We start from the raw sequence: 22,438 nt of genomic DNA on the forward strand, positions 1-22,438 counted from the left end.
CGCGAGTGAGGACGCTACAAATATAGTCTACAGACGCTGTTTAAACTGGTAGTAGCGACCCTGTTTCGTCAACAGCTCTGCGTGACTACCTTGCTCAATAATCTGTCCGTTGTCCATCACAATTATCCGATCAAAACTCGCCAGACCGCGCAGGCGGTGCGTGACCATCAGCACGGTTTTCCCGCGCATCACATTCGCAAGCAGATCAAGGATTTGGCTCTCAGTTGTCGCGTCCAGCCCTTCGGTGGGTTCGTCGAGCAACATCAGCGGGGCATCGTGCAGCAGCGCGCGCGCAATCGCCAGTCTGCGCAGCTCACCGCCGGAGAGTTGACGGCCGCCTTCACCCAGCCAGCTGTTTAATCCCTCGTCCTCAAGCAGCTTGTGCAGACCGACCTGCTCCAGCATGGCGCGAAGAGCGTCATCAGACGCGTGCGGTGCGGCCAGCAGCAGGTTATCACGCAGGGTGGCGCTAAACAGGTGTACGCGCTGTGGAACGACGCTGACGGTTTGACGCAGGGCCTGCTCGCTGAAATCTGTCAGCAACGTATTGTTAAAACGGATCTGGCCGCGCTGCGGATCCCAGGCACGGGTCAGCAGCTGCAGCAGCGTCGATTTACCGCACCCGGTACGGCCGAGGATCGCAATCCGCTCTCCGGCGTTAACAGACAGGTTGATGCTTTCCAGCGCGTTTTGCGCCTGTTTGTCGTAGGCGAAGGTGACATCATCCAGCGCCAGCGCAACCTGAGCTGGTACCGCGGTCTGTCCGGCACTGAATGTTACTTCAGGTTCCTGTTCGGCGATCTGGGTGATGCGCAGGGCTGAGGCGATGACCTGCCCCAGATGCTGGAAGGCGCCCGTCACGGGTGCCAGCGCTTCAAACGCGGCCAGCGCACAAAAAACGAAGAGGGCGATCAGGGGACCTGGCTGTGTATTTCCCCCGACACTCCCGGACGCCAGCCACAGCATGGCAATCACCGCGATACCGCCAATGAGTGTCATCAGTGCCTGGGAAAACGCAGTCAGTTCCGACTGTCGGCGCTGAGCTTCATGCCAGTTCAGCTCCGTACTTTCCATACGCGCGCGATAGCGCCTGCTTGCACCGAAAATGGTCAGTTCTGCCTGGCCCTGAAGCCAGGAGGTCAACTGCTGGCGGTAATCTCCGCGCAGACGCGTCAGGTTTTCCCCGGTGGATTTCCCGGCGCGGTAAAAGAGCGGCGGCAGAATTATAAGCGTCAACAGCATGATCCCGCCCAGCGTGAGCGCAACGGGAACATCCAGAAAAGACAATCCCAGCGTCACCACCACAATCACCACAAACGCGCCTGTAATCGGGGAGATCACGCGCAGATAAAGGTGATCCAGCGTGTCGACATCGGCAACGACACGGTTAAGTAGTTCACCCTGACGAAAACGCGCCAGCCCGGCAGGGGAGAGGGGCAGCAGTTTGCTGAAGGTGTAGATGCGCAGGTGCTGCAGCACGCGGAAAGTGGCGTCGTGGCTGACCAGCCGCTCAAAATAGCGTCCGGCAGTACGGGTGATGGCGGTACCGCGAACCCCGGCCGCCGGGAGCATATAGTTAAAGCTGTATAACCCGGCAACGCCCGCGACGGCAGAGGCTGACAGGAACCAGCCGGAAAGCGTGAGCAGACCAATGCTGGCGAGCAGAGTCACAATCGCCAGCACGATCCCCAGCGTCAGCATCCATTTGTGGCGTTTATAGAGCGCAAGATAAGGCAGCAGAGCACGCATCAGATGTCCTCCTGACGGTTCGCCAGCAGGGCGGCAAACGGCCCCTGCGCGGCAACAAGAGAGGCGTAATCGCCTTGCTCAACAAGACGGCCATTTTCCATGACCCAGATCTGGTCCCAGTCGGCAAGACCTTCCAGCTGGTGGGTGACCATCAGGGTCGTTTGCTGGCGTGAGGCGGCGTTAAGCGCTTCCAGCACGCGCTGCTCACTGTGGGCATCCAGGCTGGCTGCAGGCTCATCCAGCAGCATCAGCTGACATGGGTTAAGCAGCGCGCGGGCAACGGCTACACGCTGCGCCTGGCCAACAGACAGCCCGGCGGACTGGTCACCGACGACGGTGTCTACCCCTTGCGGGAGCAGCGGCAGAAACTCGCTGACCCAGGCGCGGTCGAGCACCGATTGCAGTTCATCTTCACGCGCATCCGGACGCGCCAGAAGCACATTTTCACGTAGCGTGGAGGCAGGAAGCTGCGGGTTTTGTCCTACCCAACTGAGCTGTTTACGCCAGGCGTCAGGGTCGAGTTTACGCAACTCGGTTTTGTTTATTTGCAGCGAACCGGTGTAGGCCATAAAACCGGATAGCGCATTCAGTAACGAACTTTTCCCGGAACCGCTGGTGCCGACGAGCACCACGCGCTGTCCGGCCGGCAGGGTAAAGTTCAGCGGGCCTGCCAACACCTTACCTTCCGGCGAGAGGATGCAAAAATCCTGGGCCTCGACGGTCACGGGTTCTTTGGCATTTAGCATCACGTCACCCCGCTCCGGGTGTGCCAGCGGTGTTTCCAGGAACGTTTTCAGGCTGTCGGCCGCGCCAACCGCCTGTGCTTTAGCGTGATAGAAGGTCCCCAAATCGCGAAGGGGCTGGAAAAATTCCGGGGCCAGGATCAGCGCCAGGAAACCGGCAGAAAGGGTCACTGCCGTGCCGTAATGGCCGAAATCCAGCGCACCGAGATAGGAGAAGCCGAAGTAGACGGCCACAAGGGCGATCGACAGCGAAGTAAAGAATTCCAGCACGCCTGAGGATAAGAAGGCGAGGCGTAACACTTCCATGGTGCGCTGGCGGAAATCCTGCGATGCCAGACGAATATTGTCGGTTTCCGCTTCACCGCGGCCAAAAATGCGTAACGTCTCCATGCCGCGCAGACGGTCAAGGAAATGGCCGCTTAAGCGACCCAATGCCAGGAAGTTACGGCGGTTGGCATCCGCCGCTCCCATCCCAACCAGCGCCATAAACAGGGGGATCAGCGGGGCGGTGCCCAGCAGAATCAGTGCTGCCATCCAGTTAACCGGGAAGATGGCGATCACAATCAACAGCGGAACGAAGACGGCAAGCGCCATTTGCGGCAAATAGCGCGCGTAATAGTCGTGCATATCGTCAATCTGCTCAAGGATCAGCGTCGCCCAGCTTCCGGCTGGTTTTCCCTGAATCCACGCCGGGCCGGCTTCCTGAAGCCTGTCGAGCACCTGACGACGGATCTCGTAGCGGATATGCTGTCCGGCATGAAAACCGACGCGTTCACGCAGCCAGACCACCCAGGCGCGCAGGATAAAAACCAGGATCAGGACAATAAAGGGCAGCAGGAGCGCCTCGCGGGGAATGTTCTCCATGATCATGTGATTGAGAATGCGGGCCAGCAGCCATGCCTGGGCAACAATCAACAGACCGCTAACAAATCCCAGCAGACGGGAAATGGTAAGCCAGCGGCGGGAAATAACGCTTTGCTGTTTCAGCCAGCGTGTTAACTCTTGTTGACGGGTTTTTTCCATTGCGTACTTTGCAGGTGACGTTATTAGAAATTGGGCAGCGCAATGTTACAACGGGGAGACAATAAAGGCGACTTATCGCCGCCTTTATTTACGTTTGTTACTGACTTGTAAAGATTATTTACCTTGTTCCGCCAGTCCATCGAGGTAGCGTTCAGCATCCAGCGCGGCCATACACCCGGTACCCGCAGAGGTAATTGCCTGACGGTAAATGTGGTCCATGACATCGCCCGCCGCAAACACGCCCGGGATGCTGGTCTGCGTCGCGTTACCGTGAATGCCTGACTGCACTTTAATGTAGCCGTTTTCCAGCTCCAGTTGCCCTTCGAAGATTGCCGTGTTCGGGCTGTGACCGATAGCAACAAACAGGCCCGCCACGTCCAGCGTTTCGACGTTATCGCTGTTCTGGGTATCACGAATACGCAGACCGGCAACGCCCATCTGATCGCCCGTGACCTCTTCCAGCGTGCGGTTGGTGTGCAGCACGATGTTGCCGCTTGCCACTTTATCCATCAGACGTTTGATCAGGATCTTCTCCGCGCGGAATGTATCGCGGCGGTGGATCAGGTGCACTTCTGAGGCAATGTTCGCCAGGTACAGCGCTTCTTCCACGGCAGTGTTGCCGCCGCCGATGACCGCAACTTTCTGATTGCGGTAGAAGAAACCGTCACAGGTTGCGCAGGCAGAGACGCCGCGGCCTTTAAACGCTTCTTCTGATGGCAGGCCCAGGTAACGGGCAGAAGCACCGGTGGCGATGATCAGCGCGTCACAGGTGTATTCGCCGCTGTCACCCGTCAGGCGGAACGGACGGTTCTGCAGATCGACCTTGTTAATATGGTCGAACAGAATTTCGGTTTCGAATTTGGCAGCATGCTCGTGCATACGTTCCATCAGTAGCGGCCCGGTCAGGTCGTTCGGGTCGCCTGGCCAGTTTTCCACTTCGGTGGTGGTGGTCAGCTGACCGCCTTTTTCCATGCCGGTGATTAATACCGGTTGCAGGTTAGCGCGTGCAGCATAGACCGCCGCGGTATATCCCGCAGGTCCAGAACCAAGGATTAGCAGCTTACTGTGTTTGGCCGTGCCCATGAGATCCCCATTGTTGTTGGCAGACATTTGGCTGGATTGTAGGGAATTTGTTGTCGTAAAAAAAGAGCGCAGCAATTTTGATATCAATCTGTGTAATAGTCACGGACGATGAATGGCGCGCGATAACATCAAGCTTTCTCCTGAAAACCGGTTGTTTATAAGGCAATAAAATGAGGATTAATACCCTGCCGTAATGAATATCCGGCATGTTGTACTAAAAAACGATGTTTTGCTTTGACAATCCCCTGCGCTTTTGCGAAAACATTCAAGGAAGAAAAAAAACCGCGTTAACCGTATGCCGCATAGGCATGCACGTAAATGCCATTTTTACCGGGTCAGTGAAATCTACGCATGGCGTGGACAGACGCCATACGTGATGTCGGTGACAGCCTTCGGGCAACGGTCTTCTTACCAACAGAACCCGAATCCGCATCGCGTCTAATACAAAATCAGGCGATGTGATGACTAACGGGTACAGGCTCTGAACAGTGATGTGCACAGGGTCCAGGCAGGAGTAGGGAAGGAATACAGAGAGACAATAATAATGGTAGATAGCAAGAAGCGCCCTGGCAAAGATCTCGACCGTATCGATCGTAACATTCTTAATGAATTGCAAAAGGATGGGCGTATTTCCAACGTCGAGCTTTCAAAACGTGTGGGACTTTCCCCGACGCCATGCCTTGAGCGTGTGCGCCGACTGGAAAGACAGGGTTTTATTCAGGGCTATACAGCTCTGCTGAACCCGCATTATCTGGATGCCTCACTTCTGGTATTTGTTGAGATTACTCTGAATCGTGGTGCGCCGGATGTGTTTGAGCAATTTAACGCCGCTGTACAAAAACTTGAAGAAATTCAAGAGTGTCATCTGGTGTCCGGTGATTTCGACTACCTGTTGAAAACCCGTGTGCCTGATATGTCCGCCTACCGTAAGCTGCTGGGGGAAACCCTGCTGCGTCTGCCAGGCGTGAACGACACCCGTACCTATGTGGTGATGGAAGAGGTCAAACAGAGCAATCGTCTGGTTATTAAGACGCGCTAACACGGAACAGGTGCAAAATCAGCGTAGTTTGATTACACTCCTGTTAATCCATACAGCAACAGTGCCGGGGAGTCCCGGCGCTGTTGTCCGTTTTAGCAAACAGGCAGGATATGCCTGATACCTGGAGAGCCTTTCTTGAGCCAGGAATACACTGAAGACAAAGAAGTCACACTATCGAAGCTAAGCAGCGGACGTCGTCTCCTCGAGGCTTTGCTGATTGTTATTGCCCTTTTTGCCGTCTGGCTGATGGCAGCCTTACTCAGTTTCAATCCCTCAGATCCCAGCTGGTCACAAACTGCATGGCATGAGCCTATTCATAATTTAGGCGGCGTACCCGGTGCCTGGCTTGCGGACACGCTCTTTTTCATTTTCGGTGTGATGGCCTACACCCTTCCCGTCATTATTATCGGCGGGTGCTGGTTTGCGTGGCGACACCGTCAAAACGATGATTACATCGACTATTTCGCCGTTTCGCTGCGTCTGATTGGCGCACTGGCACTGATCCTCACCTCATGCGGGCTGGCGGCCATTAATGCGGATGATATCTGGTACTTCGCTTCGGGCGGCGTGATTGGCAGTCTGTTGAGTTCTGCGCTGCAGCCGATGCTTCATAGCAGCGGCGGCACGCTGGCGTTGCTGTGCATCTGGGCGGCGGGGCTGACGTTATTCACCGGCTGGTCCTGGGTGAGCATTGCCGAGAAAATTGGCAGTTTTATCCTCACTATTCTGACCTTCGCCAGCAACCGTACCCGTCGTGACGATACGTGGGTTGATGAAGATGAGTACGAAGATGAAGAGGAAGATGACGCGCCTGTGCAGCGTCGCGAGTCTCGTCGTGCTCGAATTCTGCGTGGCGCGCTGGCGCGTCGCCAACGTGTTGCAGAGAAATTTGCCAATCCGCTGGGCCGTAAAACTGATGCGGCGCTCTTCTCTGGTAAACGCATGGATGAAGACGAGCAGGTGGTCTATCGCGCTGCGGGAAATCAGGTCGATCCTGACGATGTGCTCTTCTCCGGCAACCGTGCCACCCCAGGCGATTTTGACGAATACGATCCGCTGTTAAACGGTCATTCGGTCACCGAGCCGGTTGCCGCAGCCGCCGCCGCGACGACCGCTGCTCAGGCCTATGCCGCCCCCGTTGACGCCGTGATGCCTTCTGCGCCGGTTTCACCGCCGGAATCCGTTATTCAGCAGCCTCAGGTAGACTGGCAGACTGCGCCGGGTGTTCATACCCCGGAACCGGTTATTGCGCCTGAACCAGAAAGCTATATTCCCGTTCAGCAGGAGCAGTGGCAGCAGCCTTATCAGCCGCCGCAGCCTGCGTATGAACCACAACACAACCCACACTATGAACAGCCTGTAACTCAACCGTATCAGGAGTATGTGCCTGAACCGGTTGAACCCGTGCAGTCTTATGTCGCACCGCAACCTGAGCCGGAACCTGAGCCCGAAATCGTGGAAGAGGTGAAGCCAGCGCGTCCGCCACTGTACTATTTTGAAGAAGTCGAAGAGCGCCGTGCGCGTGAACGCGAACAGCTGGCGGCCTGGTATCAGCCAGTGCCTGAACCGGTGCAGGAACCTGTTACGAAAGCACCTGCTGTTTCGGCCCCTCAGGTTGATCCAACACCTTCGGTTGCCCCTGTAGCGGAAAGCGTGAAGCAGGCCACCGCGGCGGCGGCCGTGGCTGCACCTGTCTTTAGCCTGGCAACAGGGGGAGCGCCACGTCCTCAGGTGAAAGAGGGGATTGGTCCTCAATTGCCTCGTCCTAACCGCGTCCGCGTGCCAACGCGTCGTGAGCTTGCCTCTTACGGTATCAAGCTGCCTTCCCAGCGGATGGCCGAAGAAAAAGCCCGCGAGTCAGAGTACGAGGATGATGCCGATGACATGCAGCAGGCTGAGCTGGCTCGCCAGTTCGCCGCGCAGCAGAATCAACGCTACGGTGAGGAATATCAGCACGATGAGCCTGCGCTGGACGACGATGACGCGGCGGAAGCCGAACTGGCGCGCCAGTTTGCCGCTACCCAGCAGCAGCGCTATTCCGGCGAACAACCGGCTGGCGCAAATCCGTTCTCCCTGTCGGATTTTGAATTCTCGCCGATGAAAGATCTGGTGGATGATGGCCCGAGCGAGCCTTTATTTACCCCGAGCGTGATGCCGGAAGCGGAGCCTGTGCGCCAGCAACCCGCACAGCCGTCATACGCACCGCAACCGCAGCAGCCACAACAACCGCCGCAGTTCCAGCAGCCTGCGCCACAGCCGCAGGAGAGTCTGATTCACCCGCTGCTGATGCGTAACGGTGACAGCCGTCCGCTGCAACGTCCAAGCACGCCACTGCCGTCGCTGGATCTGTTAACGCCGCCGCCAGCGGAAGTTGAACCGGTTGATACCTTCGCGCTGGAGCAGATGGCGCGTCTGGTCGAAGCGCGTCTGGCTGACTTCCGCATTAAAGCGGACGTGGTGAACTACTCCCCGGGGCCGGTCATCACCCGTTTCGAACTGAATCTGGCGCCAGGCGTAAAAGCCGCACGTATTTCTAACCTCTCCCGTGACCTGGCGCGTTCTCTGTCGACCGTAGCGGTGCGTGTGGTGGAGGTCATACCGGGCAAACCGTACGTTGGCCTTGAACTGCCGAACAAGAAACGTCAGACCGTCTACCTGCGTGAAGTGCTGGATAACACCAAGTTCCGCGATAACCCTTCCCCGCTAACGGTGGTGCTGGGTAAAGATATTGCGGGCGATCCGGTAGTGGCAGACCTTGCGAAGATGCCTCACCTGCTGGTGGCCGGTACGACCGGTTCCGGTAAGTCCGTCGGTGTGAACGCCATGATCCTTAGCATGCTCTATAAAGCGCAGCCGGAAGATGTGCGTTTCATCATGATCGACCCGAAAATGCTCGAACTGTCCGTCTATGAAGGCATCCCGCACCTGCTGACGGAAGTGGTTACCGACATGAAAGACGCGGCCAACGCCCTGCGCTGGAGCGTGAACGAGATGGAACGTCGCTACAAGCTGATGTCGGCACTGGGCGTGCGTAACCTGGCCGGTTATAACGAGAAAATCGCCGAGGCGGCGCGTATGGGCCGTCCGATCCCGGATCCGTACTGGAAACCGGGAGACAGCATGGATGCACAGCATCCGGTGCTGGAAAAACTGCCTTATATCGTGGTGCTGGTAGATGAATTCGCCGACCTGATGATGACCGTCGGTAAAAAAGTGGAAGAGCTGATTGCCCGCCTGGCGCAGAAAGCGCGCGCCGCCGGTATTCACCTTGTGCTGGCGACCCAGCGTCCATCCGTGGACGTTATCACCGGTCTGATTAAAGCGAACATCCCGACGCGTATCGCCTTTACCGTATCCAGTAAAATTGACTCACGTACCATCCTTGATCAGGGCGGTGCAGAGTCGCTGCTGGGGATGGGAGACATGCTCTATTCCGGCCCGAATTCCACCTCTCCGGTGCGTGTTCACGGCGCATTCGTTCGCGACCAGGAAGTGCACGCGGTAGTCCAGGACTGGAAAGCACGTGGTCGTCCGCAATATGTTGATGGCATCACCAGCGACACGGAAAGCGAAGGCGGCGGCGGTGGCTTCGACGGCGGCGAAGAGCTGGATCCGTTATTCGATCAGGCGGTGAACTTCGTGACCGAAAAACGCAAGGCCTCCATCTCTGGCGTACAGCGTCAGTTCCGCATCGGCTATAACCGCGCGGCGCGTATCATCGAACAGATGGAAGCGCAGGGTATTGTCAGCGAGCAGGGGCACAACGGTAACCGCGAGGTGCTGGCACCGCCGCCGTTTGATTAACCTTCGGCAATTGCAAAGAAGGGTAAATCAACCAAAATTAAGCATTTTCTTCTGTCGCCTGCCTGCGGGCAGGTCCAGAATAGAAGACGGAAACCCCATATTGGGAAGACGTATTTTAAGGAATAACAATGAAAAAAATCGCCATCGCCTGTGCATTACTCACCAGTTTTGTTGCCAGCAGCGTCTGGGCTGATGCAGCCAGCGACCTTAAAAGCCGACTGGATAAAGTAAGCAGCTTCCACGCCAGCTTCACGCAAAAAGTGACTGACGGCAGCGGCAACGCGGTGCAGGAAGGTCAGGGAGATTTGTGGGTAAAACGCCCGAATCTGTTTAACTGGCACATGACCCAGCCGGATGAAAGCATCCTGGTGTCTGACGGTAAAACGCTATGGTTCTTCAACCCGTTCGTTGAGCAGGCAACGGCGACCTGGCTGAAAGATGCCACCAGCAATACGCCATTTATGCTGATTGCCCGCAACCAGGCCAGCGACTGGCAGCAGTACAATATTAAGCAGACGGGGGACGAGTTTGTCCTGACGCCAAAAGGCAGTAACGGCAACCTGAAGCAGTTCACCATTAACGTAAGCCCCAACGGTACCATTAATCAGTTTGGCGCCGTTGAGCAGGACGATCAGCGCAGCAGCTATCAGCTTAAGTCTCAGCAGAATGGCGCTGTAGATGCATCGAAATTCACCTTTACCCCGCCGCAGGGCGTAACGGTGGATGACCAACGTAAGTAAGAGGCGTGAGTGAGCAATCTGTCGCTCGATTTTTCAGACAACGCGTTTCAACCTCTGGCCGCTCGTATGCGGCCAGAAAATTTAGCGCAGTATATCGGCCAGCAACACCTGCTGGCTGCCGGTAAGCCATTGCCGCGCGCCATTGAGGCCGGGCATCTTCACTCGATGATCCTCTGGGGGCCACCCGGCACGGGCAAAACCACGCTTGCCGAAGTGATTGCCCGCTATGCGAACGCGGACGTTGAACGCATCTCTGCAGTTACATCCGGCGTGAAAGAGATCCGCGAAGCGATCGAGCGCGCGCGGCAGAACCGCAATGCCGGGCGCAGGACTATCCTCTTCGTGGACGAAGTTCACCGCTTCAACAAAAGTCAGCAGGATGCCTTTCTGCCGCACATTGAAGACGGCACGATCTTCTTCATCGGGGCGACTACCGAAAATCCCTCGTTTGAACTGAACTCGGCGCTGTTGTCTCGTGCGCGCGTTTACTTGCTCAAATCGTTGACCGTCGAGGATATCGAAAAGGTTCTCACCCAGGCGATGGACGATAAAGCGCGCGGCTACGGCGGGCAGGATATCGTTCTGCCTGACGACACGCGTCGTGCGATTGCGGAGCTGGTGAACGGTGATGCGCGTCGGGCGCTGAACACGCTGGAGATGATGGCCGACATGGCCGAAGTCGACGATGCTGGCAAACGAGTGCTGAAGCCGGAACTGCTCACCGAAATAGCCGGGGAGCGCAGCGCGCGTTTCGATAATAAAGGCGATCGATTTTACGATCTCATTTCTGCCCTGCATAAATCCGTGCGCGGCAGCGCGCCAGATGCGGCACTGTACTGGTACGCGCGCATCATTACTGCCGGTGGCGATCCGCTGTACGTTGCGCGCCGCTGCCTGGCGATCGCCTCAGAAGATGTCGGCAATGCCGATCCTCGTGCCATGCAGGTCGCGCTGTCGGCGTGGGATTGTTTCACCCGCGTGGGTCCGGCGGAAGGCGAACGTGCAATTGCCCAGGCGATTGTCTATCTGGCCTGTGCGCCGAAAAGCAATGCCGTTTATACCGCGTTTAAAGCGGCGATGTCTGATGCGCGTGAACGCCCGGACTACGATGTGCCGGTTCACCTGCGTAATGCGCCAACGAAACTGATGAAAGAGATGGGGTATGGGCAGGAGTATCGTTACGCCCATGACGAACCCAATGCCTACGCGGCCGGTGAGGAATATTTCCCGCAGGAGATGGCACAAACCCGCTATTATCACCCCACAAACAGAGGTCTTGAAGGCAAGATTGGCGAAAAGCTCGCCTGGCTCGCCGGACAGGATCAAAATAGCCCTATAAAACGCTACCGTTAGTGCAGTCGTTGCGGTAATGTTGGCGTTGTATCCCTGTGATCGCAGGCTGTGGTCACTTTTTCCTATTTTAATTCGATAAGCACAGGATAAGCATGCTCGATCCCAATCTGCTGCGTAATGAGCCAGACGCAGTCGCTGAAAAACTGGCACGCCGGGGCTTTAAGCTGGATGTAGATAAGCTGCGCGCTCTTGAAGAGCGTCGTAAAGTTCTGCAGGTACAAACTGAAAATCTGCAGGCAGAGCGTAATTCTCGATCGAAATCCATTGGCCAGGCGAAAGCGCGCGGGGAAGATATTGAGCCATTACGCCTGGAAGTGAACAAACTGGGTGAAGAACTGGATCAGGCGAAAGCCGAACTGGATGTTCTTCAGGCCGAAATTCGTGATATTGCCCTGGCTATCCCGAATATTCCTGACGACAGCGTCCCTGTCGGTAAAGATGAAAACGACAACGTTGAAGTGAAACGCTGGGGTACGCCTCGTGAGTTTGACTTCGAGGTGCGCGATCACGTGACGCTGGGCGAAATGCACACAGGCCTGGACTTTGCAGCAGCAGTTAAGCTGACCGGTTCTCGCTTTGTGGTGATGAAAGGCCAGATTGCTCATCTGCACCGCGCTCTGGCGCAGTTCATGCTGGATCTGCACACCGAGCAGCACGGCTACAGTGAAACTTATGTTCCGTATCTTGTTAACCACGATACCCTGTACGGTACCGGTCAGCTGCCGAAATTTGCCGGCGATCTGTTCCACACCCGTCCGCTGGACGAGGAAGCGGACAGCAGCAACTACGCGCTGATCCCAACGGCGGAAGTGCCGCTGACCAACCTCGTGCGTGATGAGATCATCGATGAAGACGATCTGCCGATCAAACTGACGGCGCACTCTCCGTGCTTCCGTTCTGAAGCAGGCTCTTACGGTCGCGACACGCGCGGTCTGATCCGTATGCACCAGTTCGATAAAGTTGAGATGGTGCAGATCGTCCGTCCTGAAGATTCCATGGATGCGCTGGAAGAGATGACCGGTCACGCCGAGAAAGTGCTGGAGCTGCTGGGTCTGCCGTACCGTCGTATGGCCCTGTGCACCGGTGATATGGGCTTTGGCGCCCGCAAAACCTTCGATCTTGAAGTGTGGGTGCCTGCGCAGAACACCTACCGTGAAATCTCTTCCTGCTCTAACGTCTGGGATTTCCAGGCGCGCCGTATGCAGGCACGCTGCCGCAGCAAATCTGACAAGAAAACCCGTCTGGTGCACACCCTGAACGGTTCTGGTCTGGCGGTTGGCCGTACGCTGGTTGCCGTGATGGAAAACTACCAGCAGGCAGATGGTCGCATCGAGATCCCTGAAGTGCTGCGTCCATACATGAAAGGCCTGCAGTACATCGGCTAATGATTTGCCTCAAAATAAAAAAGCGCCTGCGGGCGCTTTTTTTATGTCTGTGAATTGATACGACGCAATACCCCCTCCCTCCAAAGTAGTAATACTGTTGCGAATGAAAGTCAGCATAAAAAGCTGAATACCCGGAAATTCGATATCTATAAAGCTATGTAGCGGTTCGCGCCGCCTCTCTTTTCTTTGTGAGCAACCAAAGTGAGTTTCTATGAAAATCAACGCGCCTGAAGCACTCATGGCTGCCGAGGTCACTCGCCGTGGGTTGATGAAAACCACGGCAATAGGCGGTCTGGCTGTAGCCAGCAGCGCCTTCACGCTCCCTTTTACCCGACTGGCATCGGCGGCAGAGGCACTCTCCCCAGCCACGACGCCTGAAAAAGTGGTGTGGAGTGCCTGTACCGTCAACTGTGGTAGCCGTTGTCCCCTGCGTATGCACGTGGTGGACGGCGAAATTAAGTATGTCGAAACCGATAATACCGGCGACGATAGCTACGAAGGGTTACATCAGGTTAGGGCTTGTCTGCGCGGACGCTCCATGCGTCGTCGCGTGTATAACCCGGACCGTCTGAAATACCCGATGAAACGCGTCGGCAAGCGTGGAGAAGGGAAGTTCGAGCGGATTAGCTGGGATGAAGCCTACGATATCATCGCCAGCAATATGCAGCGTTTGATCAAAGAGTACGGCAACGAATCCATCTACCTGAACTATGGCACCGGGACTCTCGGCGGCACGTTGACCCGCTCCTGGCCACCGGGTAAAACGCTGGTGGCGCGCCTGATGAATTGCTGTGGCGGTTATCTCAATCACTACGGTGATTACTCCTCGGCGCAGATCGCCGCTGGCCTGAACTACACCTACGGTGGCTGGGCGGACGGAAACAGCCCGTCGGATATCGAAAACAGTAAGCTGGTCGTGCTGTTCGGTAACAACCCGGGTGAAACGCGTATGAGCGGCGGCGGGGTGACCTACTATCTGGAACAGGCCCGCGCCAAATCCAATGCCCGCATGATCATCATCGATCCGCGCTATACCGACACCGGTGCAGGGCGTGAAGATGAATGGATCCCCATTCGTCCGGGGACCGATGCGGCGCTGGTCTCCGCACTGGCCTGGGTGATGATCACCGAAAACCTCGTCGATCAGCCTTTCCTGGATAAATACTGCGTCGGCTATGACGAGAAAACCCTGCCGGCCAGCGCGCCAGCAAACGGGCATTACAAAGCGTATATTCTCGGCCAGGGCAGCGACGGCGTAGCGAAAACGCCGGCGTGGGCATCTACCATCACCGGTATTCCGGCGGAACGTATTGTGCAGCTGGCACGTGAAATTGGCTCAGCCAAACCTGCCTACATCAGCCAGGGCTGGGGCCCGCAGCGCCATGCGAACGGCGAAATTGCCACCCGCGCTATCTCTATGCTCTCTATTCTGACCGGCAACGTCGGTATTCACGGCGGTAATACCGGCGCGCGTGAAGGTTCGTACTCGCTGCCGTTTGAACGGATGCCGACCCTGGACAACCCCGTGAAGACCAGCATCTCCATGTTTATGTGGACCGATGCGATTGAACGTGGCCCGGAAATGACCGCCCTGCGCGACGGTGTGCGCGGCAAGGACAAACTGGACGTGCCGATCAAGATGATCTGGAACTATGCCGGCAACTGTCTTATCAACCAGCACTCCGAAATTAACCGTACCCATGAAATCCTGCAGGACGACAAGAAGTGCGAGATGATTGTGGTGATCGACTGCCACATGACCTCCTCGGCAAAATATGCCGATATTCTTCTGCCGGACTGCACCGCCTCTGAGCAGATGGATTTCGCGCTGGATGCCTCCTGCGGCAACATGTCCTATGTGATCTTCACCGACCAGGCCATCAAGCCGCGTTTTGAGTGCAAAACCATCTATGAAATGACCTCCGAACTGGCGAAACGGCTTGGTGTAGAGCAGCAGTTTACCGAGGGGCGTACTCAGGAAGGGTGGATGCGCCATCTTCACGCGCTCTCCCGTAAAGCGATCCCCGATCTGCCGGACTTCGATACCTTCCGCAAGCAGGGTATGTACAAACAGCGTGACCCGGAAGGGCATCACGTGGCGTACAAAGCGTTCCGTGAAGATCCGCAGGCGAACCCGCTAACCACGCCGTCGGGCAAAATCGAAATCTACTCCGAAGAGCTGGCAAAAATCGCCTCTACCTGGGAGCTGCCGGAAGGGGACGTTATCGATCCGCTGCCGATCTACACGCCGGGTTTTGAAAACTATAACGATCCACTGACGGCGAAATTCCCGCTGCAACTGACCGGTTTCCACTACAAAGCGCGTGTTCACTCCACTTACGGTAACGTCGATGTCCTGAAAGCGGCCTGTCGACAGGAGATGTGGATCAACCCGATGGATGCCAAAGCGCGCGGTATCAGCAATGGCGATCGCGTGCGGATCTTTAACGGCCGCGGTGAGGTCCATATTGAAGCCAAAGTGACCCCGCGCATGATGCCCGGCGTGGTGGCGCTGGGGGAAGGCGCCTGGTACAGCCCGGATGCAAAGGGCATCGATCAGGCTGGCAGTATTAACGTACTGACCACGCAGCGCCCGTCGCCGCTGGCAAAAGGCAACCCATCCCACACAAACCTTGTCCAGGTTGAAAAGGTTTAAGGAGTAACCGATGACAACCCAGTATGGATTTTTTATTGATTCCAGCCGTTGCACCGGGTGCAAAACCTGCGAGCTGGCCTGTAAAGATTACAAAGACCTGACTCCGGACGTGAGCTTCCGTCGCATCTACGAATACGCCGGGGGCGACTGGCAGGAAGATAACGGCGTCTGGCATCAGAACGTGTTCGCTTATTACCTGTCGATTGCCTGTAACCACTGTGAAGATCCCGCCTGTACCAAGGTCTGCCCGAGCGGCGCGATGCATAAGCGTGAAGACGGTTTTGTGGTGGTGGATGAAGATGTTTGCATCGGCTGTCGCTATTGCCATATGGCCTGCCCCTACGGCGCACCGCAGTACAACGCCGCGAAAGGGCATATGACCAAATGCGATGGCTGCCACACCCGCGTCGCAGAGGGCAAAAAGCCGATTTGCGTCGAATCCTGCCCGCTGCGCGCGCTGGACTTCGGCCCAGTTGAAGAGCTGCGTCAAAAACACGGTCAGCTTGCCGCAGTGGCGCCCCTGCCGTCTGCGCACTTCACGAAGCCGAGTATTGTGATTAAACCTAACGCCAACAGCCGTCCTACAGGTGATACCACCGGCTACCTGGCAAATCCGAAGGAGGTGTGAGATGGGAAGTGGATGGCATGAATGGCCGCTGATGATCTTCACGGTCTTTGGTCAGTGCGTGGCTGGTGGCTTCATTGTGCTCGCGCTGGCGCTGCTGAAGGGTAATCTCAGCGGCGAACAGCAGCAGCGTTTAGTGTTGAGCATGTTTGGCCTGTGGGTGCTCATGGGGATTGGCTTCGTTGCTTCTACGCTGCACCTGGGCTCGCCGATGCGCGCATTTAATTCTCTGAACCGTGTGGGCGCCTCGTCCCTCAGTAATGAGATTGCCAGCGGGGCGATTTTCTTTGCCGTTGGCGGGCTGGGCTGGCTGCTGGCCGCAATGAAGAAGCTGCCTGCGGCTCTACGCAGCCTGTGGCTGATCGTGACCATGGTGCTGGGCGTGGTGTTCGTGTGGATGATGGTGCGCGTCTATAACACCATCGACACGGTTCCCACCTGGTACACCGTCTGGACGCCAATGAGCTTCTTCCTGACCATGTTTATCGGCGGACCGCTGCTGGGCTATCTGTTGCTGCGCGTGGCGGGGGTAGACGGTTGGGCTATGCGCTTGCTGCCTGCCGTTTCGCTGCTGGCGCTGGTCGTGAGTGCTATGGTTGCCCTGATGCAGGGCGCTGAACTGGCAACCATTCACAGTTCGATTCAGCAGGCGTCTGCCCTGGTGCCGGATTACGGTTCGCTAATGGCCTGGCGTGTCGTTCTGCTGGTCGCGGCATTGGTATTCTGGATTGCCCCGCAGCTCAAAGGTTATCAGCCCGCGCTGCCGCTGCTGTCACTGGCCTTTGTACTCGTCCTGACGGACGAACTGATTGGCCGTGGGGTATTCTACGGATTGCATATGACCGTGGGTATGGCTGTCGCCAGTTAAGACGGTCATCCCTTCTGTAAAGCCGGGTCAGAGCGCCCGGCTTTTCTTTTTTTCGATCATGAAATTTTTCGACTGTCGTTTTGTTTTAATTTAGGCCATTAATAAATAAAAACAGAGACATAATTAATATCTATAGCAGGCGTGGCATTAGCAGGATAAGTTTTTTAAATCGACAGGGAACATATTGTGCCTGGCGGCTAAGTCAGTGGATTGACTTTGTTTTTGCCAGTGGCATGATGCGCACGAAATCTGAACTTCCTCACGGCTTTTAATCCATGACCACCTATACCCGGCCAGTGCTGCTGTTGCTCTGTGGCCTGCTGCTGTTGACCCTGGCGATCGCAGTGTTAAATACGCTCGTTCCGCTGTGGCTCGCCCATGAAAACTTACCGACCTGGCAGGTGGGTATGGTCAGCTCGTCCTTTTTTACCGGAAACCTGCTGGGCACGCTGGTGACCGGGAGCCTCATTAAGCGCTTAGGATTTAACCGCAGCTATTACCTGGCCTCGCTGATTTTCGCTGCCGGGTGTGCGGGGCTGGGCCTGATGGTCGGCTTCTGGAGCTGGATGGTGTGGCGTTTTATCGCCGGCGTAGGCTGCGCGATGATTTGGGTGGTCGTTGAAAGTGCGTTAATGTGCAGCGGCACGTCGCGCAATCGCGGGCGCCTGCTGGCAGCCTATATGATGGTGTATTACGTGGGGACCGTGCTGGGACAACTGATGGTCAGCAAGCTGCCAACCGACCTGATGAGCGTTCTGCCGTGGGTGACGGGTATGGTGCTGGCCGCGATCCTGCCGCTGCTCTTCACGCGTATTGTGAACCAGAACAGCGAACATCAGGAAGTCACCCACGTCTGGCCAATGCTGAGACTCCGGCAGGCACGTCTGGGGGTAAATGGCTGCATTATTTCCGGGATTGTACTGGGCTCGCTCTATGGCCTGATGCCGCTCTATCTGAACCACCAGGGCGTCAGCGATTCCGGGATCGGCTTCTGGATGGCGGTGATGGTGAGTGCGGGCATTCTCGGCCAGTGGCCTATTGGCCGTCTGGCGGACCGTTTTGGCCGCCTGCTGGTGCTGCGCGTTCAGGTCTTCGTGGTGATTATGGGATGCCTCGCCATGCTTAGCAACGCCGCGATGGCACCGGCGCTGTTTATTCTTGGGGCTGCCGGTTTCACGCTCTATCCGGTCGCGATGGCCTGGGCCTGTGAGAAAGTGGAACATCATCAGCTGGTGGCCATGAACCAGGCGCTTTTACTGAGCTATACCATCGGCAGTTTGTTAGGGCCGACGTTTACCGCGATGCTGATGCAGAATTATTCCGACAATTTGCTGTTCATCATGATCGCCAGCGTGTCGTTTATTTATCTCCTGATGCTGCTGCGCAAAGCGGGCGAACATCCAACGCCAGTGGCGCATGCCTGATTAAATTAAAGCCAGTCATCGACTGGCTTTTTTGTCCCCATCACATCTAAGACTTTTACGCATTGTTTGTTTATCGCGCCAGGCGATAATTCAGGTGAGTTCTATCACTAAAAGGCAGCAATCATGGCTACACGTCGTTTAACCACTACCGCACTGGCAGTAGTGTTGTCTTTAACGTTTGCTACAGCACCGGTCATGGCTAATCCTGGAAACGGGAATGGCGGTGGTGGTCACGGTAACAGTGGCGGACAAGGTAATGGTGGTAATCACGGCAATTCCGGGAATCATGGTAACGGAAATTCCGGTACCCATGGTAGTAAACACAATACAGATAATCCGGGTAAATCAAATAAAAGCGTCAGCGATGATGTCGACGCCCGTGTAAGCTTCGATCATGCCCGTCATCTGGCAGTGAACTATGGTTTAACCGGCTATGAGTCATTGCCTCCGGGCATTGCGAAAAACCTCGCACGCGGTAAACCACTGCCTCCGGGGATTGCGAAGAAAACCGTGCCGGCTTCTATGCTGGACCAGTTGCCTTCCTATCCTGGCTATGAATGGCGCGTGGTCGGTGACGATCTGGTCTTAATTGCACTCAGCACGGCTGTGGTGACGACCATTATTAACGGTGTATTCAAATAGAATAAATAAGGCCCGGTTTTTACCGGGCCTTTACTTTAATACATTACTTTGTGACCGTACTGTTCAAGAATACCTTTCACGCGCTCCATGGTCTCTTTCTTCGGCGGCTTCACGCCATCAAGCTTATATTCTTCGCCCATCGCCACCCATTTATGTTTACCCAGCTCATGGTAGGGCAGCAGCTCAATTTTCTCGACGTTGCCCATGTCGCGGGTAAATTCGCCCAGGCGGTGCGCGGAATCGTCGTCATCTGACCAGCCAGGAACCACCACGTAGCGGATCCAGGTTTTAATGCCTTTCGCTGAGATATATTTAGCAAACTCCAGCGTACGGTGGTTGGACACGCCAACCAGATTCTGGTGGATCTCGTCGTTCATCTGTTTGAGATCGAGCATCACCAGATCGGTTACTTCAAGCAATTCATCAATAACGGGATCGTAGCGGCGCACAAAACCGTTCGTGTCGAGGCAGGTATGAATACCTTCTTTGTGGCAGGCGCGGAACCAGTCGCGGACAAACTCGGCCTGAAGAATGGCCTCGCCACCGGACGCCGTCACACCGCCGCCGGATGCGTTCATAAAGTGGCGGTAGGTCACCACCTCTTTCATCAGATCGTCGACGGTCACTTCTTTCCCGCCGTGCGTGTCCCAGGTGTCGCGGTTATGGCAGTACAGGCAGCGCATCAGGCAGCCCTGGAAAAAGGTAATAAAGCGGATACCCGGGCCATCGACGGTGCCACAGGATTCAAAGGAGTGAATGCGACCAATAGTTGACATTGCGGTGATATCTCCAGCATCGGCCCGTCCGGGGCCTGTGTATGCACAGCTCAAAACCGGCTGTGTTGAAGTCTGTTTTGGCTGATATCCATAGAGTATAGATAGCGGACAAAAGAGACTAAGGTGGAGAGGGTGCTAAAAAGGCCCCACTGACGTGGAGCCTTTATTGTACGCTTTTTAACGCGTGATTTCAGTCATTTCCACTTACATGGACTGAGTGAAAGTACGGGTGATAACGTCCTGCTGCTGTTCTTTGGTCAGGGAGTTAAAACGTACTGCGTAGCCAGATACGCGGATGGTCAGCTGAGGATATTTCTCAGGGTGTTCCATCGCGTCGAGCAGCATTTCACGGTTCATTACGTTCACGTTCAGGTGCTGACCACCTTCGATGGACGCTTCGTGGTGGAAGTAACCATCCATCAGACCCGCGAGGTTCGTTTTACGCACTTCGTCGTCTTTACCCAGCGCGTTTGGCACGATAGAGAAGGTATAGGAGATACCATCTTTCGCGTAAGCAAACGGCAGTTTCGCAACGGATGTCAGAGAGGCAACAGCACCTTTCTGGTCACGACCGTGCATTGGGTTAGCACCTGGGCCGAATGGCGCGCCAGCACGACGACCGTCTGGGGTGTTACCGGTTTTCTTACCATACACAACGTTAGAGGTGATGGTCAGAACAGACTGAGTCGGGATAGCGTTACGGTAGGTAGTGAGTTTCTGAATTTTCTTCATGAAACGTTCTACCAGGTCAACCGCCATGTCATCCACGCGAGCGTCGTTGTTACCAAACTGCGGGTATTCGCCTTCGATTTCGAAGTCGATAGCCAGACCATCTTCGTCACGAATTGGTTTAACTTTCGCATATTTGATTGCAGACAGGGAGTCAGCAGCAACGGACAGACCTGCGATACCACACGCCATGGTGCGGATAACGTCACGGTCGTGCAGCGCCATCAGAGAGGCTTCGTAGCTGTACTTGTCGTGCATGTAGTGGATAACGTTCAGCGCAGTGACATACTGTTTAGCCAGCCAGTCCATGAAGTGATCCATGCGGTCCATGACTTCGTCGAAATTCAGAACATCGCCTTTGATCGGCTCAGACTTAGGACCCACCTGCATTTTCAGTTTTTCATCAACGCCGCCGTTGATAGCGTACAGCATGGTTTTCGCCAGGTTTGCACGCGCACCGAAGAACTGCATTTGTTTACCAACAACCATTGGGCTTACGCAGCAAGCGATAGCGTAATCGTCGTTGTTGAAGTCCGGACGCATCAGGTCATCGTTCTCGTACTGCAGAGAAGAGGTGTCGATGGACACTTTAGCGGCGAATTTCTTGAAGTTCAGAGGCAGTTTTTCAGACCACAGAACGGTGATGTTCGGCTCCGGAGAAGGACCCATGGTGTACAGGGTGTTCAGGAAGCGGAAGCTGTTTTTAGTTACCAGAGTACGGCCATCAACGCCCATACCACCGATAGATTCAGTTGCCCAGATTGGGTCACCGGAGAACAGCTCATCGTACTCAGGGGTACGCAGGAAGCGAACCATACGCAGTTTCATGACCAGGTGGTCAATCATTTCCTGTGCGTCTTGCTCGGTAATTTTGCCAGCTTTCAGGTCACGTTCGATGTAGGCATCCAGGAAGGTGGATACGCGACCGAAGGACATTGCGGCACCGTTCTGAGACTTAACTGCGGCCAGGTAGCCGAAGTAGGTCCACTGGATAGCTTCCTGAGCGTTGGTTGCAGGACCAGAGATATCGCAGCCGTATTTCGCTGCCATTTCTTTGATCTGACCCAGCGCGCGGTGCTGTTCAGCAATCTCTTCACGCAGACGGATAGTCGCTTCCAGGTTTACGCCGTTTTCCAGATCGGACTGCAGGGAAACAAACTGCGCGTACTTGTCTTTCATCAGGAAGTCGATACCGTACAGCGCAACGCGACGGTAGTCACCGATGATACGACCACGGCCATAGGCATCTGGCAGACCAGTCAGAACGCCAGATTTACGGCAGTTCAGAATGTCTTTGGTGTAAACATCGAATACGCCCTGGTTATGAGTTTTGCGGTATTCGGTGAAGATTTTTTTCAGCATTGGGTCCAGCTCGCGGTTATACGCTTTGCAGGAACCTTCAACCATTTTAATACCACCGAACGGGATGATTGCGCGTTTCAGTGGTGCTTCAGTCTGCAGACCAACGATTTTCTCAAGGGCTTTGTTGATATAGCCAGCGTCGTGAGAAGTGATGGTGGAAGCCACGGAGGTGTCAAAATCAACTGGCGCGTGAGTGCGGTTTTCCAGTTTAACGCCTTCCATTACGCTGTCCCACAGCTTGGTGGTCGCTTCAGTTGCGCCAGCCAGGAAGGATTCGTCACCTTCATACGGGGTATAGTTTTTCTGAATGAAGTCACGTACGTTGACTTCATTCTGCCAGTCACCTTTCGCAAAACCTTCCCAGGCTGTGGCTAACTTTTCATTAAGCTCGGACATGTAACACCTACCTTCTTAAGTGGATTTTTTATTTACTGCCT

At 55.6% G+C, this 22,438-nt stretch carries 15 protein-coding genes; 10 read left to right on the top strand and 5 right to left on the bottom strand.

Features of this window, described 5'->3' with window-relative positions; genetic code table 11:
• Positions 1-27 precede the first annotated feature (27 nt).
• The 3 genes from cydC to trxB all read right to left on the bottom strand — a co-directional run bounded on the left by cydC (position 28) and on the right by trxB (position 4,598).
• Entirely contained in the window at positions 28-1,749 is a 1,722-nt protein-coding gene (cydC, locus tag C5687_RS05605) for a heme ABC transporter ATP-binding protein/permease CydC (protein WP_104556558.1), read from the bottom strand.
• Positions 1,749-3,515: a heme ABC transporter permease/ATP-binding protein CydD gene (gene cydD / locus C5687_RS05610; protein ID WP_104556559.1), complete on the bottom strand. Its 1,767-nt coding sequence runs from the start codon at positions 3,513-3,515 to the stop codon at positions 1,749-1,751. Before cydD ends, cydC begins: the two co-directional genes overlap by 1 nt.
• 114 nt (positions 3,516-3,629) lie before the next feature.
• On the bottom strand, positions 3,630-4,598 hold the full coding sequence (trxB, locus tag C5687_RS05615; RefSeq protein ID WP_025756025.1) for a thioredoxin-disulfide reductase: 969 nt from the start codon (positions 4,596-4,598) through the stop codon (positions 3,630-3,632).
• A 544-nt stretch (positions 4,599-5,142) separates the two neighbouring features.
• On the opposite strand from trxB, the gene lrp reads away from it, so the two are divergent.
• The 10 genes from lrp (at position 5,143) to C5687_RS05675 (ending at position 19,134) form a co-directional block, all read left to right on the top strand.
• A complete protein-coding gene (gene lrp / locus C5687_RS05630; protein ID WP_000228469.1) occupies positions 5,143-5,637 on the top strand; it encodes a leucine-responsive transcriptional regulator Lrp in 495 nt (164 codons plus the stop codon).
• A 135-nt stretch (positions 5,638-5,772) separates the two neighbouring features.
• Positions 5,773-9,441: a DNA translocase FtsK 4TM domain-containing protein gene (locus C5687_RS05635; protein WP_104556560.1), complete on the top strand. Its 3,669-nt coding sequence runs from the start codon at positions 5,773-5,775 to the stop codon at positions 9,439-9,441.
• A gap of 128 nt (positions 9,442-9,569) precedes the next feature.
• Positions 9,570-10,181 (top strand): outer membrane lipoprotein periplasmic chaperone LolA, encoded by a 612-nt coding sequence (gene lolA / locus C5687_RS05640; protein WP_059386168.1) that lies wholly within the window; start codon positions 9,570-9,572, stop codon positions 10,179-10,181.
• Positions 10,182-10,190: 9 nt separating this feature from the next.
• Positions 10,191-11,534: a replication-associated recombination protein RarA gene (gene rarA / locus C5687_RS05645; RefSeq protein ID WP_025756022.1), complete on the top strand. Its 1,344-nt coding sequence runs from the start codon at positions 10,191-10,193 to the stop codon at positions 11,532-11,534.
• A 92-nt stretch (positions 11,535-11,626) separates the two neighbouring features.
• The gene (serS, locus tag C5687_RS05650; protein ID WP_025756021.1) at positions 11,627-12,919 is read left to right on the top strand and encodes a serine--tRNA ligase; all 1,293 of its coding nucleotides are present in this window, start codon (positions 11,627-11,629) and stop codon (positions 12,917-12,919) included.
• Between the two features lie 211 nt (positions 12,920-13,130).
• Entirely contained in the window at positions 13,131-15,575 is a 2,445-nt protein-coding gene (gene dmsA / locus C5687_RS05655; RefSeq protein WP_047958153.1) for a dimethylsulfoxide reductase subunit A, read from the top strand.
• A 10-nt stretch (positions 15,576-15,585) separates the two neighbouring features.
• On the top strand, positions 15,586-16,203 hold the full coding sequence (locus C5687_RS05660; RefSeq protein WP_025756019.1) for a DMSO/selenate family reductase complex B subunit: 618 nt from the start codon (positions 15,586-15,588) through the stop codon (positions 16,201-16,203).
• Position 16,204: 1 nt separating this feature from the next.
• The gene (locus C5687_RS05665; RefSeq protein WP_104556561.1) at positions 16,205-17,068 is read left to right on the top strand and encodes a dimethyl sulfoxide reductase anchor subunit family protein; all 864 of its coding nucleotides are present in this window, start codon (positions 16,205-16,207) and stop codon (positions 17,066-17,068) included.
• 275 nt (positions 17,069-17,343) lie between these two features.
• Positions 17,344-18,492: an MFS transporter gene (locus tag C5687_RS05670; RefSeq protein ID WP_104556562.1), complete on the top strand. Its 1,149-nt coding sequence runs from the start codon at positions 17,344-17,346 to the stop codon at positions 18,490-18,492.
• Positions 18,493-18,615: 123 nt separating this feature from the next.
• Entirely contained in the window at positions 18,616-19,134 is a 519-nt protein-coding gene (locus C5687_RS05675) for an anti-virulence regulator CigR family protein (protein ID WP_025756016.1), read from the top strand.
• 35 nt (positions 19,135-19,169) lie between these two features.
• Here the strand turns inward: C5687_RS05675 and pflA are convergent, their stop codons facing one another.
• Both pflA and pflB read right to left on the bottom strand, forming a co-directional pair.
• A complete protein-coding gene (pflA, locus tag C5687_RS05680) occupies positions 19,170-19,910 on the bottom strand; it encodes a pyruvate formate lyase 1-activating protein (RefSeq protein WP_025756015.1) in 741 nt (246 codons plus the stop codon).
• 204 nt (positions 19,911-20,114) lie between these two features.
• Positions 20,115-22,397, bottom strand: coding sequence for a formate C-acetyltransferase (gene pflB, locus C5687_RS05685; protein ID WP_045284490.1), 2,283 nt, complete (start codon positions 22,395-22,397; stop codon positions 20,115-20,117).
• Positions 22,398-22,438 lie beyond the last annotated feature (41 nt).

It is taken from the genome of Enterobacter sichuanensis, from assembly GCF_002939185.1.
In the GTDB taxonomy this organism is placed as follows: domain Bacteria; phylum Pseudomonadota; class Gammaproteobacteria; order Enterobacterales; family Enterobacteriaceae; genus Enterobacter; species Enterobacter sichuanensis.